Source organism: Catellatospora paridis (assembly GCF_009720365.1).
In the GTDB taxonomy this organism is placed as follows: Bacteria; Actinomycetota; Actinomycetes; order Mycobacteriales; family Micromonosporaceae; genus Catellatospora; species Catellatospora paridis.
Genome location: NZ_WBZD01000017.1, coordinates 36,044 through 52,153 on the forward strand (window position 1 = coordinate 36,044; position 16,110 = coordinate 52,153).

Annotated in this window: 14 protein-coding genes; 6 read left to right on the plus strand and 8 right to left on the minus strand. The window is 71.9% G+C overall.

The genetic code is table 11. The annotated features are described in order from the left end of the window. Positions 1-36: 36 nt before the first annotated feature. From F9C41_RS31130 to F9C41_RS31140, 3 genes are all read right to left on the minus strand, one after another. Positions 37-1,497: an MFS transporter gene (locus tag F9C41_RS31130; protein ID WP_155390386.1), complete on the minus strand. Its 1,461-nt coding sequence runs from the start codon at positions 1,495-1,497 to the stop codon at positions 37-39. 84 nt (positions 1,498-1,581) lie between these two features. Beyond that, positions 1,582-2,061, minus strand: coding sequence for a MarR family winged helix-turn-helix transcriptional regulator (locus F9C41_RS31135; protein ID WP_155390387.1), 480 nt, complete (start codon positions 2,059-2,061; stop codon positions 1,582-1,584). Between the two features lie 48 nt (positions 2,062-2,109). After that, on the minus strand, positions 2,110-2,778 hold the full coding sequence (locus tag F9C41_RS31140) for an adenylate kinase family protein (protein ID WP_155390388.1): 669 nt from the start codon (positions 2,776-2,778) through the stop codon (positions 2,110-2,112). Positions 2,779-2,858: 80 nt separating this feature from the next. On the opposite strand from F9C41_RS31140, the gene F9C41_RS31145 reads away from it, so the two are divergent. Both F9C41_RS31145 and F9C41_RS31150 read left to right on the plus strand, forming a co-directional pair. After that, the gene (locus F9C41_RS31145) at positions 2,859-4,220 is read left to right on the plus strand and encodes an FAD-binding oxidoreductase (protein ID WP_230690151.1); all 1,362 of its coding nucleotides are present in this window, start codon (positions 2,859-2,861) and stop codon (positions 4,218-4,220) included. 7 nt (positions 4,221-4,227) lie between these two features. Further along, positions 4,228-5,463 (plus strand): SAM-dependent methyltransferase, encoded by a 1,236-nt coding sequence (locus F9C41_RS31150; RefSeq protein ID WP_155390389.1) that lies wholly within the window; start codon positions 4,228-4,230, stop codon positions 5,461-5,463. Between the two features lies 1 nt (position 5,464). On the opposite strand, the gene F9C41_RS31155 is transcribed toward F9C41_RS31150, so the two are convergent. The 4 genes from F9C41_RS31155 to F9C41_RS31170 all read right to left on the minus strand — a co-directional run bounded on the left by F9C41_RS31155 (position 5,465) and on the right by F9C41_RS31170 (position 9,716). Beyond that, positions 5,465-6,025: an ATP-binding protein gene (locus tag F9C41_RS31155; protein WP_155390390.1), complete on the minus strand. Its 561-nt coding sequence runs from the start codon at positions 6,023-6,025 to the stop codon at positions 5,465-5,467. Positions 6,026-6,121: 96 nt separating this feature from the next. Next, positions 6,122-7,228 (minus strand): amidohydrolase family protein, encoded by a 1,107-nt coding sequence (locus tag F9C41_RS31160; protein ID WP_155390391.1) that lies wholly within the window; start codon positions 7,226-7,228, stop codon positions 6,122-6,124. Between the two features lie 67 nt (positions 7,229-7,295). After that, positions 7,296-8,657 carry a type I glutamate--ammonia ligase gene (locus F9C41_RS31165; RefSeq protein WP_155390392.1) on the minus strand — a complete coding sequence of 454 codons (1,362 nt, stop codon included), beginning with the start codon at positions 8,655-8,657 and terminating at the stop codon, positions 7,296-7,298. 267 nt (positions 8,658-8,924) lie between these two features. Continuing rightward, entirely contained in the window at positions 8,925-9,716 is a 792-nt protein-coding gene (locus F9C41_RS31170) for a class I SAM-dependent methyltransferase (RefSeq protein ID WP_155390393.1), read from the minus strand. 243 nt (positions 9,717-9,959) lie between these two features. On the opposite strand from F9C41_RS31170, the gene F9C41_RS31175 reads away from it, so the two are divergent. Beyond that, a complete protein-coding gene (locus F9C41_RS31175; RefSeq protein ID WP_155390394.1) occupies positions 9,960-12,038 on the plus strand; it encodes a PQQ-dependent sugar dehydrogenase in 2,079 nt (692 codons plus the stop codon). 12 nt (positions 12,039-12,050) lie between these two features. Here F9C41_RS31175 and F9C41_RS31180 read toward each other — a convergent pair whose 3' ends face one another. After that, positions 12,051-13,025 (minus strand): TrmB family transcriptional regulator, encoded by a 975-nt coding sequence (locus F9C41_RS31180; RefSeq protein WP_155390395.1) that lies wholly within the window; start codon positions 13,023-13,025, stop codon positions 12,051-12,053. Positions 13,026-13,544: 519 nt separating this feature from the next. Here F9C41_RS31180 and F9C41_RS31185 point away from each other — a divergent pair. The 3 genes from F9C41_RS31185 to F9C41_RS31195 all read left to right on the plus strand — a co-directional run bounded on the left by F9C41_RS31185 (position 13,545) and on the right by F9C41_RS31195 (position 16,100). Then, positions 13,545-13,727 carry a hypothetical protein gene (locus F9C41_RS31185; RefSeq protein ID WP_155390396.1) on the plus strand — a complete coding sequence of 61 codons (183 nt, stop codon included), beginning with the start codon at positions 13,545-13,547 and terminating at the stop codon, positions 13,725-13,727. A 26-nt stretch (positions 13,728-13,753) separates the two neighbouring features. Next, positions 13,754-14,011 carry a hypothetical protein gene (locus F9C41_RS31190; RefSeq protein ID WP_155390397.1) on the plus strand — a complete coding sequence of 86 codons (258 nt, stop codon included), beginning with the start codon at positions 13,754-13,756 and terminating at the stop codon, positions 14,009-14,011. Positions 14,012-14,096: 85 nt separating this feature from the next. After that, positions 14,097-16,100, plus strand: a complete 2,004-nt coding sequence (locus F9C41_RS31195; protein ID WP_155390398.1) for an AfsR/SARP family transcriptional regulator — start codon at positions 14,097-14,099, stop codon at positions 16,098-16,100. The last annotated feature ends 10 nt before the right edge of the window (positions 16,101-16,110 follow it).

The following is a 16,110-nucleotide window of genomic DNA, read 5'->3' on the forward strand; positions in this document are numbered from 1 at the left end:
CGGGACACCGCTCCGCACAACGGATCATGAGCGGGGTCAGGCGGCGGCGGGCACGGTTGGGCGCGCCGGTTGCGCCGGTATGGTCCGGCGTGGCTCGCGCAGCACGGTGTACGCGACCGCGAAGGCGGCGACCATCAGTCCCGCCCCGACCGTGTACGCCAACCGGTAACCGCCGGTCAGTGCCGCGGCCTGGCTCGCGCCCCCGGCCAGCGCGTGTCCGGTGTGCCCCGCGGCCAGGGTCGACAGCACCGCGACGCCGACCGCCATGCCGATCTGCTGCGTGGTGTTGAACAGGCCGGACGCGAGCCCGGCGTCGTCCGGCCCCGCGCCGGACATGCCGAGCGTGGTCAGCGCGGGCAGGGCCAGCCCGAACCCGGCCGCCAACAGCATCGCCGGGAGCAGGTCGGTGACGTACGACGCGTGCACCGGGATGCGGGCCAGCAGCCCCAGCAGCACGATCAGCAGGGCGAGGCCGGTCAGCAGCACCCGGCGCTCGCCGAAGCGGGTGTTGAGCCGGGCCGAGACCCCCAGCGACACCGCGCCGATCACCAGCGCGGCGGGCAGCATCGCCAACCCGGTCTCGCCCGCGCCGTACCCGAGGACCTTCTGCAGGTACAGCGCGGTGATGATCTGGAAGGAGAAGAGGGCCGCGACCATCAGCATCTGCACCAGGTTCGCCCCGGCGACGCTGCGCGAGCGCAGGACGCGGGGCGGCATCAGCGGCCGCCGGGCGGTGGCCTGTCGGACCACGAACGCGGCCAGCAGCAGCACGGCCACCGCGCCGGTGGTCAGCGTCCGGGTCGACGTCCAGCCGTGCTCCTCGACCTTGACCACGGTGTAGATGCCCAGCATCAGCCCGGCCGTGACCAGCAGCGCGCCGATCGTGTCGGCTCCGGCGGCCAGTCCCAGGCCGCGGTCGGCGGGCAGCACCGCGACGGCGACCGCCAGGGCGGCGACGCCGATGGGCAGGTTGACGAAGAAGATCCAGTGCCAGTCGAGCGCATCGGTGAGCACGCCGCCGAGCACCTGGCCGAGCGAGGCCCCGGCCGCGCCGGTGAAGCTGAACACCGCGATCGCCTTGGCCCGCTCGGCGGGCTTGGGGAACAGGTTGACCAGGATGCCCAGGCCGACCGCGGCGGCCATGGCGCTGCCGAGGCCCTGGCCGAAGCGGGCGGCGATGAGCAGCGCCGGGGTGTCGGCGAGCCCGGCCAGCAGCGAGGCGGCGGTGAACACCGCGGTTCCGGCCAGGAACAGCCGGCGGCGGCCGATGAGGTCGCCGAGCCGCCCGGCCAGCAGCAGCAGGCTGCCGAACGCGATCAGGTAGGCGTTGACCACCCAGCTCAGGCCGGCGGGGGAGAAGCCCAGATCCTGCTGGATGGCGGGCATCGCGACGGTGACGATGCTGCCGTCGAGGACGGTCATCAGCAGCCCGGTCGCGATCACCCCCAGGGCGATCCAGCGGGAACGGGGCGGGGCGGACGAGACGGGCGTGGACATGCGGGTCCTCCTGTGGACTGTGCCGATAGGAGTGACCGTAGTGGATAGTTTCGTTGCAGACAATCTTTTACGGGAGCAGATTGGCTACTGGCGCGCCCGCCGCACCGGCTGCGCAGACTCGGCAGGGGTGGCCAGATGCCCGCCGACCAGGCCTTCCAGGGCGCGCAGCAGGGCCTCGCGCTGCGCCGCGGGCAGCGCCGACAGCGTCTCCTCGTGCACCCGGTCGACGATCTCCTGGCTCCGCGCGGCCACCTTCGCGCCGTCCGGGGTCACCGCGATGATGCGGGCCCGCCGGTCGGTGCTCGACGCGCGGCGTTCGGCCAGGCCGGCCTTCTCCAGCGCGTCGACGGTGACCACCATCGTGGTCTTGTCCATGTCCCCGAGTGCGGCGAGCTGGATCTGGGTCCGCTCCTCCGCCAGCGCGTGCACCAGCACGCAGTGCATCCGCGCGGTGAGCCCGATCTCGCCCAGCGCCGCGGCCATCCGGCTGCGCAGCACGTGGCTGGTGTGGTCCAGCAGGAAGGACAGGTCGGGGCTGGTGCGGGTGGGCGCCATCGCGGTCATGCCCGCCAGTGTACGCAAATTCGATCCGTAGCAGATCATCTGCGCTGGTCAGCCCGCGGCACGCGACGGCCTGCGGGCGGGCACGGGCAGGCCGAGCTGCTCGCGGATGGCGCGCTGCACGGCGGCCTTGGCGGCCCGGGCGTCCACGCTGATCACGAGTTCCTTGCCGCGGAAAAGCTCCAGCGCCGGGTCGGTCTTGGCGTGGTAGTCGGCCAGCCGGGAGGCGAGCGCCTCCTCGGTGTCGTCGGCGCGGCTGACCAGCTCGCCGCCGCAGGCGTCGCAGCGGCCCTCGCGGGCCGGGCGGTGCTCGATGAGGTTGTAGTCCATGCCGCAGTTCGAGCACAGCCGCCGGGCCAGCACGCGGCGGCGCACCTCGCTGTCGGGCAGGTCGAGGTGGATCACCGCGTCGACGTCGTAGCTCTCCAGGAAGAACTGCGCCTGGCGGCGGTTGCGGGGGAAGCCGTCGAGCACGAAGCCGTAGTTCCAGTCGTGCAGCGCCAGCCGGTCGCGCACCACGGATTCGGTGGTGGCGTCGTCGACCAGGTCGCCGGCGTTCATCGCCCGGCGCACCTGCGCCCCGAGCTTGGTGTGGTACTGCACGTGCCAGCGGTAGACGTCGCCGACGCTGATGTGCACGAGGTCGAAGTCGGCGGCCAGCTGCTTGGCCTGGGTGCCCTTGCCACTGCCCTGGACGCCCATGATCACGTACTTGCGCACACATGAAGTCAACCACGGGTGGGTATCGGTGATGAGTGATTTATGACGCCGAGCACACCCGGCGGCGGTACGTTTCGAGCGTGGGGCCATCCGTTGAGGACCATGCCGGTGCGGTACGCGCGCTGTGGGCGCAGTACCAGGCTCTGCCCCGCACGGAACCGGTGCGGCTGGCCAAGCGCACGTCCAACCTGTTCCGCTTCGGCCGCTCGGACGCCGGGCGCGGCCTGGACGTAAGCGCGTTCGACTCGGTGATCTACGTGGACGAGACCGAGCGCACCGCCCAGGTGCAGGGCATGGTCACCTACGAGCGGCTGGTCGACGAGACCCTGCGCTTCGGGCTGATGCCGCTGGTCGTGCCGCAGCTCAAGACCATCACCATCGGCGGGGCGGTGGCCGGGCTGGGCATCGAGTCGTCGTCGTTCCGCAACGGGCTGCCACACGAGTCCGTGCTGGAGATGGAGATCCTCACCGGCGACGGGCGGGTGGTCGTCGCCCGGCCCGACAACGAGCACGCCGAGCTGTTCCGCGCGTTCCCCAACTCGTACGGCACGCTCGGCTACGCGCTGCGGCTGACCATCGAACTGGAGCCCGTGCAGCCGTATGTGCGGCTGCGGCACCGCCGGTTCGACAACGCCGCCGCCTGCTTCGCCGCGCTCGACGAGCTGTGCAGCACCGGCCGCGACGGCGACGCCCGGGTCGACTTCCTCGACGGCACCGTCTTCCACGGCCGCCAGATGTACCTGACCATCGGCACGCTCACCGACACCGCGCCGTGGACCAGCGACTACACCGGTCAGGAGATCTACTACCGGTCGCCCGCCCGGCGGCCCATCGACTACCTGTCGGTGCGCGACTACCTGTGGCGCTGGGACACCGACTGGTTCTGGTGCTCGCGGGCCTTCGGCGCGCAGCATCCCCTGGTCCGCAGGCTGTGGCCGAGCGCCTACCGGCGCTCCGACGTCTACCACCGCATCGTCGCCTTCGACCGCAGGCACCGGCTCAGCGCCCGCCTGGACAAGGTGCGCGGGCGGCCCGCCCAGGAGGCGGTGGTGCAGGACGTCGAGGTGCCGGTGCGCCAGGGCCCGGAGTTCCTGGACTTCTTCCTCGGCGAGGTCGGCATCACCCCGCTGTGGCTGTGCCCGCTGCGGCTGCGCGATCCCGTGCCGTGGCCGCTCTACCCGCTCAAACCCGACGACCTGTACGTCAACTTCGGGTTCTGGTCCAGCGTCGCGCGGCGGCCGGGCCAGGCCGCGGACTTCCACAACCGGCTCATCGAGTCCCGCGTCGACGCGCTCGGCGGGCACAAGTCCCTCTATTCCACGGTGCACTACACGCGCGAGGAGTTCTGGGATCTCTACAACGGCCCCGCGTACGCGGCGGTGAAGGGCGAGTACGACCCGGACGGTCGGCTGCCCGACCTTTACGACAAGTGTGTTCGGTGAGGCTGAGATGGCGATTGCGAAGGTAGTCCAGGGGCTCGTCACGGGCCCGGTCCCGGTGCGATTCTCCGCCTACGACGGCAGCGTCGCGGGCCCGTCCGACGCCGCCGTCGGTTTCGAGGTGCGCAGCGAGCGCGCGCTGTCCTACCTGGCCACCGGCCGCAACGAGCTGGGCCTGGCCCGCGCCTACGTCTCCGGTGACCTGGAGGTGCACGGCGACATGTACGAGGCGCTGGTCGCCGTCAACGGGCTGAAGCTGGACCAGTCCTGGTCCGGCCGCTACCACGCGCTGCGCGACCTGGGCGGGCTGCGGCTGCTGAAGCCGCCGCCCCGGCCGCCGATGGAGGCCCGGCTGCACGGCCGCCGCCACTCCAAGGAGCGCGACCAGGCCGCGATCTCCCACCACTACGACGTGTCCAACCGGTTCTACGAGTGGCTGCTCGGCCCGTCCATGGCGTACACCTGCGCGGTCTTCCCCGACGCGGCGGCGACCCTGGAGCAGGCCCAGTTCGCCAAGCACGACCTGGTCGCCCGCAAGCTCGACCTGCAGCCCGGCAAACGGCTGCTGGACGTCGGTTGCGGCTGGGGCGGCATGGTCATGCACGCCGCCCGCGAGTACGGCGTGAAGGCGCTGGGGGTCACCCTGTCCCGGCGGCAGGCCGAGTGGGCGGCCAAGGCGATCGCCGACGCGGGCCTGTCCGACCTGGCGGAGGTGCGCCACATGGACTACCGCGACGTGCCGGTCAACCACTACGACGCGATCAGCTCGATCGGGCTGACCGAGCACATCGGCCGTGCCCAGCTGCCCGGCTACTTCCGGTTCCTGCAGCAGCGGCTGCGCTACGGCGGGCGGCTGCTCAACCACTGCATCACCCGGCCCGACAACCGCGACCCGGGGCGCTACCGGCGCACGTTCATCAACCAGTACGTGTTCCCCGACGGCGAGCTGGAGGGCATCGGCCACCTGATCGGCGTGATGAACGAGAACGGGTTCGAGATCCGCCACGAGGAGAACTTCCGCGAGCACTACGCGCTGACGCTGGCTCAGTGGTCGGCGAACCTGGAACGGCACTGGGCGGAGGCGGCCGAGGAGATCGGGCACAGCCGGGCCCGCGTGTGGCGGCTCTACCTGGCCGGCTGCCGCCTCGGCTTCGAACGTGACCAGGTCCAGCTGCACCAGGTGCTGGGCGTACGCCTGGACACGCGCGGAGGCAGCGGTATGCCGCTGCGCCCGACCTGGCTCTGACTCACCGCGGCCCGGACGGCGCCCAGATCTTCGCGGTGACCGTGGTGCCCAGCGCGCTGGAGTCGATGGTCAGCCGCTCGGAGAAGCATCGGGCGATCCACAGGCCCCGGCCGGAGGTCTGCGTCCCCGACGGTGGCTGCCAGCCCGCCGTGTAAGGCCGGCTCACTCCCGACCCGACGTCGCTGACCTGGCAGAACACCCATCCCGGGTAGCGGGACAGCCGCAGCCTGCCCTGCCCCTCGGCGTGCATGACGACGTTGACGACCAGTTCCGTCGTCACCAGCTCCAGCGCCCAGCCGACCGGTTCCGGCAGCCGCCACGACGCGCCCAGCTCGTGGATGCGCCGACGGATCCCGCGCAGGTCGACCCGGGTGAACGGGCCCTCCACGAGGACCTGGTCGTGCGGCGTCATCGGGGTCGGCCCGGTCGGGACGTCGTGCCCGGCCGCCTCCTCGTGCTCCGGCACCGGCGGGGCAGGGGGAGGCAGCAGGTTCCGCCGGGTCCTGCGGTACGGGGCGGTACCAGCGGGCGTGCCGTAGCGCGTTCTGGCGGCGGGGTTCATGCGTCACCTCGATCCGGTGGGTGCGGCTGACCTCTGGCCCATACCCATTCCCTCACGTTCTGATCGTCTACCCGGCGACCGGTGTGCCGGGCGTGATCAGCCCAGCCGGTAGACCCGGGCCGCGTTGCCCGCGCCGACCTGCTCGGCGATGCGCCGCGCGTCGGCCGGGGCCGCCGCGCCGTCGTCGACCATCTCGGCCAGCACCAGGCCCAGGCTGTGCCGCAGCTGCGCCGCGGCGATCAGGTAAAGCTCCGGCAGGCCGTACGCGTCGGAAGAGTAGATCACCTTGCCGAACGGGGCCAGCTCCAGGAACTCGCCGAGCACCGCCGTGGCCCGGCCGCCCAGGTGCGGGACGGCCAGCCCCAGGTCGGCGTGGACGTGCGGATACACCTGGGCCAGCCAGCCGGCCTGGCGGTGGTACGGGTAACAGTGCAGCAGCACCAGGGGCACCCCGAACGGCAGCGTGGCCTCGCAGAACGGCTGCAGCAGCGCCGGGTCGGCGCGGGCCAGCGCCGCGTCGCGGTCGCCGAAACCGGTGTGCAGCTGGATCGGCAGCCCCGCGTCGACCGCGCTCCACAGCAGGTGGCGCAGCAGCACCGGATCGGCCAGCCGCCCGCCGTCGCGTAACCAGCGCGCCGCCGCCGCGCTCACCTCGTACGGTTCCGGCCGCGCCGGGTCCAGGTCCAGGCCGTGCCGGTACGCCGCGATCGACTTCGTCGCCACCGCCCCGGGCAGTGCCTCGTCGAGCGCCTCGGCGAACGCGGCCGCGAACCCGCCCGCGTCGGCTCCCGGCGCGACCTGCTCGGCCAGCAGCTCCAGGCGTACCACCTGGTGGGTTGGGGCTCCGGCCAGCGTGCCCAGCACGCCGCGGTCGGCCAGGCCGCCCGCGACCGGGCCGGTGTCCACCAGCAGCGCGGACAGGCCCGCCGCCCGCAGCAGCCGCCCCGCGACCTCGTCCGGCCCCAGCCTGCGCCGCCGCCGCAGGTACTCCTCGACCGGGGCGTGCGCGGGCAGCTCCAGCACTGGCGCACACCAGCGGCGCAGCGCCAGCCCGACCTGGCTGTCCAGGTAGGACGTGCCCGCCGGCGGCGGCTCGTCCGCCTCGGTGCACCACATCTCGAACGCCGCGTCGTCCAGCGGAGCCATCGTGATCGCATGGCAGTGCCCGTCGATCAGCGGGAGGTCCTCGGTCAGCCCATCCATCGGACCGCCGCTGCCTGCCGCGTCGCGGTGAGCGCCGCTCGGGCCGCCGCCTTCGGGCACCTCGCGGTCAGTAGCGCCACCGGACGGCCTCCACGAGCTGGGCGGTGGTCAGGCGGCCGAGGGTGTCGGCCTCGGCGCGGTGCACCGCGCCGAACGCGTCGAGCAGCGGCTCGCCGAGCATCGCGACCAGGCCCGCGTCGGCGCGCAGGCGCTCGGCGGCCAGCGCGGGGGAGTCCGGCAGCCGGGGTGGGCGGCGCGCCTCGGCGAGCGTGAACGGGTCGACCCGCACCTCGTCGGGCAGCCGTATGCCCGCCCCCGCGGCGTCCGTGGCCAGCGCGCAGACGGCCCCGGCCACCAGGTACGGGTTCGCCGAGCCGTCCACGCACTTGATCTCGGCGTTGGCGGCGGTGTCCCGGTGGCCGGTCGCGCCGGTGACGAAGCGCAGCGCCGCCTCCCGGTTCTCGTGCCCCCAGCACTGGTAGGCCCCGGCCCAGCGCTGCGGGGCCTGGCGCAGCGCGCTGGCCGGGCTCGGCGCGCCCAGCCCGGCCAGCGCGGGCAGCCGTTGCAGCACCCCGGCCAGCACCGACTCCCCGCGGCGCGTCATGCCGTAGGGGCCGTCGCCGCCGGAGAGCAGGTTCACCCCGCCCGCCCAGGGCGAGAAGTGCAGGTGCATGCCGTTGCCCACCTGGTCCGCGACGGACACCGGGGCGAACGAGGCGCGGAACCCGTGCCGGAACGCCAGCGCCCGGATCGTCTCCCGGACCAGCACCACCCGGTCGGCGGCGGTGACCGGGTCCGCGTGCGCGACCGACACCTCGAGTTGCCCCGGGCCGTACTCGGGATGGAACTGCTCCACCGCCACCCCCTGCGCGGCCAGCGCGGCCAGCAGGTCCCTGCCGAAGCCCGACAGCTCCGCCAGCCGCGCCATGCCATAGGCCGGACCGTCGGCCGCGGGGCTCCCGTCGGGCCTCGCCAGATACCACTCGATCTCGAACGCCATGCGCAGATGCAGGCCCGCGGCACGGGCCCGCTCGACCATGCGCTTGGCGAACAGCCGCTGGTCCACAGGGTACGGCTCGCCGTCCTGGGTCCAGCGGTCCACCGGCGCCCAGGCCCAGCCGGGCATCGCGGCCAGCACCGTCAGCGCGTCCAGGTCGGGGTGCAGGCGCAGGTCGCCGACCGGGCCGCCGATCAGGTCGCCGGCGGTGATGCTGTCGTCGACGCAGAACACGTCGTGCACCGGGGACATGCCGACGCCCCACGCTGCGGCGTGGTCCAGACGCTCGGTGGGGACGCCCTTGACCCGGGTCACCCCGGCGTTGTCGACCCAGGTCAGGGCGACGGCGTGCACGCCCGCGGACGCCAGTCGGGCGGCGGCGGCCCGTGCTGCGGTGCCGCGCGCGTCGCGGTCCAGCACCGGCTCCCACATGCCTGAATTCTCGCTGGCCAGGCCGGACAGCGCGCCATGGACGGCCGAATTCGACCCGTTGCGGGGCGATCTTCGGTCCAGCAACGTCCTTGCGTGTTCGGTTGCGTTGCGGACGAGCGGCATCGCCTGAGCGAACCTGACACCGCTCCATGATCCGTTTTTGCGGACGATAGCTGCCCCTATATGGGCAACCGGCGTCCACAAAAACGGATCATGGAGTCAGCCCGTACATGCCGTCGGGCCTTTTGTCCTCTTTGTAATAGCTGGTCAGGAGGCTCGGCCCCGCACCGTCCAGGCTCGGGCCGTCAGGGAGATCGTGCCGTCCGGGCTGGACGGGAGCCGGGAGCGCAGCAGCTCGCGCAGTTCGGTGCGATGCGCGTCGGGCAGCCCGCGCAGGTATCCGGGCGCGGAACCCTGCCCGCCCAGGAACGGTCCCCAGTAGTCGCCGAGGCCGGCGAAGACCGTCGGGACCTGGACGGATTCGACGGCCACCGCCGTCAGCCCGGCCTCGGTCCACAGCGCGCGCAGCGCGTCAGGGTTGCACACCGACGGGCGGCGGCCCTCGTCCCACGCGGCCGAAGCAGGGTCGAGCTCGGCGGCGGCGTCCCAGAAGTGCCGCATCATGGCCATACCCTCGGCGTAGTCCCAGACGTAGGCGGCGGCCACGCCGCCCGGCCGCAGCACCCGCGCGATCTCGGCGACAGCCTGCGCCGGATCGGGTACGAAGTTCAGGACCAGGCCGCTGACGGCCACATCGATGCTGTGGTCGGTCAGCGGCAGGGCCCCGGCGTCGCCGACCTCGAAGCTCGACCGCGCGTCGCCGAGGCGGGTCCGCGCCAGGTCGACGAAGGTCTCGGACTTGTCCACCCCGGTGACCCGCGCGGGATCGGCCATGTCCAGGATGGTCTCGCTCAGCGCGCCGGTGCCGCAGCCCACGTCGAGCCACTCGCGTCCGGCCGGCACGCCCAGCCGCCGGAGGAAGGCCCGCGCGACGGGACGGCTCCACCGGCCCACATAGGCCTCGTAGGCGTCACCGTCGGCGAAGGTCGCATGCGTCATCCGGACACGCTATGGCAATATTCGACTCCGCCTCCAGTGCGAGCAGGGCGGAACCCTGCTCTCCGGCCGGTGCCGATCCGCAAGGCCTGCGTGACGACAGCGCCCGCAGCCCCGGCAGAGATAAACGGACAAATGGGTCGTTGTTCGTAATAATGGGCGTGTAATACACAACAGCCCCCAAAAGTCTCTGTACCCTCGCCCGAGTTACGTGAGGTGACGACACGACCCCGGGGGACAGCCCGCATGAACGCTCGCAAGATCGCGCTCGCCGGCGAGTCCATCCTGGTCGCGATCCTGCTCACCATCCTGGGTGTGATCGCCGCGTGCCAGCACACCGGTGGCCCGGTGCTGCCCGCCACGTCGGCCCCGCTCGGCCCGGTGATCACCGAGCCGGAGAACGCCGGCCAGCTGCTCAGCGGCGCGGACGTGCACATGGAGACCAGCCCCATGCAGGATGTCGACGCGGGCAGCGAGCACGTCTGCACCGACTGGGAGATCTGGACGGTGCAGCCGCACGAGCGGGTGTGGTTCGCCGACTGCATCAGCGGCGTGCAGAAGACGCACACCCACTTCGGCGACGGCGTCTTCGAGAACGCCTTCGCGACGCGCCGTGACCTGCCCGGCGACCGCGACTACGAGCTGCGGGTCCGGCACAAGGACAGCAGCGGCAACCCGGCGACGGAGTGGAGCCCGTACACCTCGCGGCCGTTCCGGACCGACAAGGAGCGCAAGCCGCTGCCCGGCGCGCCGCAGTGGGTGGTGGCCCAGCCCGGGTACAAGGTCGAGGAGGTGGCGTCGGGGTTCGAGCTGCCGGTGAACATCGCCATGGTGCCCTCGCACGCCATCGCGCCCGACAAGCCGATGTTCTACGTCACCGAGCTTTACGGCACGATCAAGGTGGTGCGCGGCGACCTGAAGGTCGGGGTGTACGCCAAGAACCTGCTGAACTGGGACCCGTACGCGGACTTCCCGGGCACCGGCGAGATCGGCCTGACCGGCGTCGTGGTCGAACCGACGACCGGCGACGTGTTCGCCAGCATGCTGTACAAGGCGGGGTTGGAGTTCTTCCCGAAGGTCGTGCGCATCCACAGCGAGGACGGCGGCCTGACCGGCAAGACCGTCACCACCGTCCTGGACCTCAAGGACGATCCGCTGGTCGCCTCGCATCAGATCTCGAACCTGACCATCGGGCCGGACGGCAAGCTGTACATCCACATCGGGGACGGGTTCGTCCCGACCAGCGCGCGCGATCTCACCGACGCCCGGGGCAAGGTGCTGCGGGTCAACCTGGACGGCACCGCGCCCGAGGACAACCCGTTCTACGACCCGGCGGACAAGAGCAAGGTCAAGGACCTGGTCTTCGCGTCGGGCTTCCGCAACCCGTTCGGCGGGGCCTGGCGGGCGGCGGACGGCCAGCACTACTCGGTGGAGAACGGCTCGACCAACAACGACCGGCTGGCCCGGATCCTCAAGGGCGCCGACTACGGCTGGAACTCCAACACCTCCAGCCTGAAGAAGAAGGCGCTCTACAACTGGGCGCCGACGCACGCGCCGGTGGGCATCACCTTCATCCAGAAGGAGGGCAACCAGACGGCCGGGTTCCCCGACACGAAGCTCGGCAACGCGTTCGTGTCCGAAAGCGGCCCGACCTACGGGACCGGTCCGCAGCTGCGGGGCAAGCGCATCGTCGAGTTCACCTTCGGCAAGGACGGCTCGGTGTCCAAGCCCAAGACCCTGGTCGAATACAACGGGTACGGCAAGACGACGGTCGCAGGCATCGCCGCCGGCCCGGACGGGCTCTACTTCTCGGGGCTCTACCCCGACCAGGGCTACAACCCGATCCTGCCGACCGCGAAGATCTACCGCGTGCGGTACGCGCCGCAGGCGGCCGGGGCCAAGCCCAAGCCGGTGGCGGCGAAGGAGTCCTGCACCGACGGCGACCTGCAGGTGATCGCGCGGGCGTCGAAGACCGAGGTGAAGAGCGGTACCCCGATCGGCTTCACGCTGGTGCTCAAGAACCTGTCGAAGCACACCTGCAACCGCGACATCGGGGCCGACGCGCAGGAGCTGTTCCTGATGCACGGCACCGACAAGGTGTGGTCGTCGGACCACTGCGGCGCGCCGAAGGGCAAGCAGGTCACCGGGCTCGCGGCGGGCCGGGAGATGGTGTTCACCGTGCTCTGGAACGGCAAGTCCAGCAGCGCCTGCGCCAAGAACCAGGTGCGGGTGGCCACCGGGCCCGCGCCGGCGGCGGGGTCGTATCAGCTGTTCGCCAGGGTCGGCACCGACCGCAGTGTGCCGGTGTCGATCAAGATCAAGTAGTGGGCGAGGGGCTCAGAGCCAACCCCGCCGCACCGCCTCGGCGCCGGCCTGGAAGCGGCTCTCGACCCCGAGCCGCTTCATCAGGTCGGCCACGATCCGCCGGGCGGTGCGCCCGGACACGCCGAGCTTGCGGCCCACCGACTCGTCGGTGTGCCCGGCGTTGAGCAGCCGCAGCACGGTGAGTTCCTGCGGGTTGAGCCCGTGCTCGTCGAGCTGGGGCGTCTCGCCGAACGGGGTGGCCAGCTCCCAGGTCTGGTCGAACAGCAGGCACAGCGCGGCGACCATGCTGCCGCTGCGGATCTCCAGCGCGCCCTTGCTGCTGTCGGCGACGTCCAGCGGCAGCAGCGCGATCTCCCGGTCGACCAGGGTCAGGCGCATCGGCACGGTCGCCACGGTGCGGCTGCGGCCGCCGATCGAGGCCATCCAGGTCGCGTACGCCAGTGTCGCCGGATCGTTGCGGCTGCTCTCCTGGTAGATGTTGCGGATCGCGACGCCGCGCTCCAGCGCCAGCTGGTTGAGCGACTTGCCGGACGCGATCGCGGTGGGCGGCAGGGCGTTGCCGGCCGTGAACGTGGCGCACTCGTGCCGCGCCGTGCGGGCCAGCTCGGCCAGCCGGTCGCGCACCGCGTCCAGGCCGTCGAGGCGCACCACCTCGTCGCGCTCGTGGCCGTTGTCGTACGCGTCGGCCACCGCGACGATGGACGCCCGGACCGTCGCGAAGTACTGCTGGCGTTCGGACAGCTCGGCCTCGACATGCGCCAGCAGCGCGGTGAGCCCCAGCTTCGGGCTGACCGCGCGCAGCATCCCCGGACGGCCCGCCGCCGGCTGGATCATCGCCCGTTCCGCGAGGAAGCCGAGCGCCTCCCTGACCCGGGACTCCGGCAGGCTGAGCGCCTCGGCGATCTCCTCGACGTCCCAGGTGGGGTGCTTCAGCATGGCCCAGTAGACAGACTCGGCCTCGGCCGACACCCCGAGTCGCTCCAGCATGCTTCCCCCGTCGTCCTCAGAGCGCGCCTCGGCCACATTGTGCAACACATTCGGTCCATTGTGGAGTGGCGGAATAGGACAGCAAACGTGACCGAGAATATGACAACCGGCTTATTGGCATGAGCCGTTCGGCTGATGGTGGATCGTTACCCGGCGGTAGATGTGCGCTGCTCCGCAGCCCGCATCGCGGGTGCCCGGCCCGGGTGGGCCCGGCCCATCGGCGGCCGGCCGCGGCTGGCCGTTTCCGGCCACCTAGACCACCCTTCACCTGCCCGGACGCTCGCGAACCCGTGCGCCGCAACGGATCGCGCGCCTCGGCACCCGGGCTAGCTCCGGCGCGCCTGTCCGGATGAACCGGCCCTGAGCTGCTGTTTCTCCGCTGCGGGCGTGGACGGAAGTGGCCAGGGCCGCTTCGGTCCAATACAGAATCGATGACACGGCGGCTTGCTGGATGCACGCTTATCCCAGAGCGAGAAAAGCACCGGAGAAAACGACCTACTAGCTTGGGGAGAAGCTGTCATGAAGGTCATGAAAATGTCTGTCGCAATGCGCTGCGGACTCGCCGTCGCCGCATTCTTCAGCCTCTCGGTCATCGCGTCCAATGCTGCATTCACCGGCGTACCGCAACACCGCACCGACACCGTCGCGGATGGCTTCGACTGGAGCCGGGTGCCGCAGAGCCCGACAGCCAAGACCGACTAGAACGGCACCAGGAAATGCTGCTGACAATGATCGTCCTCCGGCCGCCGGAAAGCCCCGGCATCCACCTGTCAGTCAGCGAGATCGTCGACCTGTTATGGCTCAACGCGGCTCTGTCTGACGGAGTGAAGCACATCCACGCCCGTGCCGGCGCCGACTGTGTGGAAGTCGGCGTATTCACGGTCGCCTCCGAGCAGAGCATCTCCGACTACATCGTCCGCAAGGTCTGCGGACGCGCGATTCACAACGTGCCGGCACTCCGCGGTTGGTCCATTCACCGGCCGTGACCCGTGCCAGACCGGCCGGCCCCGCCGCAGCCGAGTGTTCCACCGCCCGCTGGGCCCTCAGATCCCGCCGAGAGGTGCCATCGCCATGCAGCAAATACGCAACGCCTGGACCATCGACGGTCCGGGACCGGGGCACGAGACGCCACCGGCGCCAGGTCAGGCCGACCCGGCGCCGGGCCGGACCCGCTTCCAACTGCTCGGGCCGCTGACCATCACCGACGGCTCGGACTCCGTCGTGCTCGCACCGTCGAAGCCGACGATCCTGCTGGCCGTGCTGCTGCTCAACCCCAACGCGGTGGTCTCGGTCGGGGCACTGCAGCGCGCGATCTGGGGCGAGGACCAGCCGGTCACCGCGAAGGCCGCGCTGCAGACCTGCGCCATGCGACTGCGGCAGCTGTTCGGCCGGCACGGCATCGTCGCCAACGCCATCGAGACCGTGCCCGGCGGTTACCGCATCCTGGCCGGCCCGCAGTCGCTGGACCTGCTCAGGTTCCGCGAGCTGGTGCGCCGGGCAGCCGCGGAGGTCGACGCCGAGGCCGAGCTCTCGCTGCTGGAGGGCGCGCTGTCGCTGTGGCGCGGCCCGCTGCTCACCAACGTGCCCTCGGACGCCCTGCACCGCGACGTGGTGCCGCGGGTGACCGAGGAGCGGCTGAAGGTGCTGGAGCGGGCCAGCGACATCAAGATCTCGCTCGGCCGGTCCCGGTCGGCGCTGGTCGACCTGTGGGAGGCCGCGCGCAGCCACCCCGGCCACGAACGTTTCGGTGAGCAGCTCATCGAGGCGCTCTACCGCACCGGCCGGCAGGCCGACGCGCTCAGCGAGATCCGCCGGATCAAGGAGTACCTGCTCGACGAGCTGGGTGTCGATCCGGGGCGCGGGCTGCAGCGGCTCGAGATGGTCATCCTGCGGGGCGAGGAGCTGCCGCCGGTGGCTGTGGCCGAGCGGCCCGATCCCGGCCCCGCCGCCTCGGCGGTGCCCGTCGCCACGCACGGCATGCCGACGGTGTCCAGCTTCACCGGGCGGGCCGTGGTCAGCGACGCGATCGTCGCCCGGCTGGCCGATCCCGGCGCGGCGACCGTGCTGCTCACCGGGCCGCCCGGGATCGGCAAGACGGCGCTGGCCGTGCACGTCGCCGGGCTCGTCCAGGCGGGCTTTCCCGGCGGCGAGCTGTTCGTGGCGATGACCGGCCCGGACGGGCTGGCCCGCCCGGCCGCAGAGATCACTCGGCAGCTCGACGCCGCCTTCGGGCCGGCCGGCCACCGGCCGGTGACCGGCAATCCGCGCGGCCTGCTGGTGCTCGACGACGTGCTCGGGGTGGAGCAGGTGCGCCCGCTGCTGCCGGGTTACGGCGCGGCCGCGGGCAACGCCGTCGTCATCACCAGCCAGCGCAGCCTCGCCGGCCTGGTCGCCACGCACGGCGGCTGGGTGCACCGGCTGGACGTGCTGGACCCCGACGAGTCCGACCAGCTGCTGGCCACGGTGCTCGGCGCGGAGCGGTCCGGGGCCGAGCCACACGAGCTGTCCCGGCTCGCCATCGCCTGCGGCCACCTGCCGCTGGCGCTGCGCATCGTCGGCGCGCGGCTGCAGACCCGCCCCCGCCTGCGCATCGCCGACGCGGTGACCTGGCTGCGCGACGACCGGATCGCCCGGCTCGCGCTGCCCGACGAGCCGCTGCTGTCGGTGCGCAACAGCTTCCAGCGGGCGCTGGCCCGCCTGGAACCAGCCCTCGCCGAAGCCTTCACCAGGCTCGGCGCGGCCGCTGACCCCGTCTTCACGGTCACCGACAGCGCCCAGCTGTTCGGTGCCGCTCGCGCGTCGGCCGAAGAGCTGTTGGACCAGCTTGTCGACGCGAACCTCCTGGAGGAAGGGCCGGGCCACTACGCGCTGCACGAACTGCTGTGGCTGTACGCGCGCAGCCGGCTCGTGCCAGCGGTGGCCGAACCGGTCGGCCCGGCCCTTCCCCGCACCACCGGCACCACCCGCCTGGTCGACGTCAACCGCAAACCCAGCGCCGCGCGTACCGCCGGCCGCGGCATGGTCGCCATCCCGGGCGAACCGGCCGTATCCCTCCGCGTTGTCAACGCCGCATAGGACAGAGGTG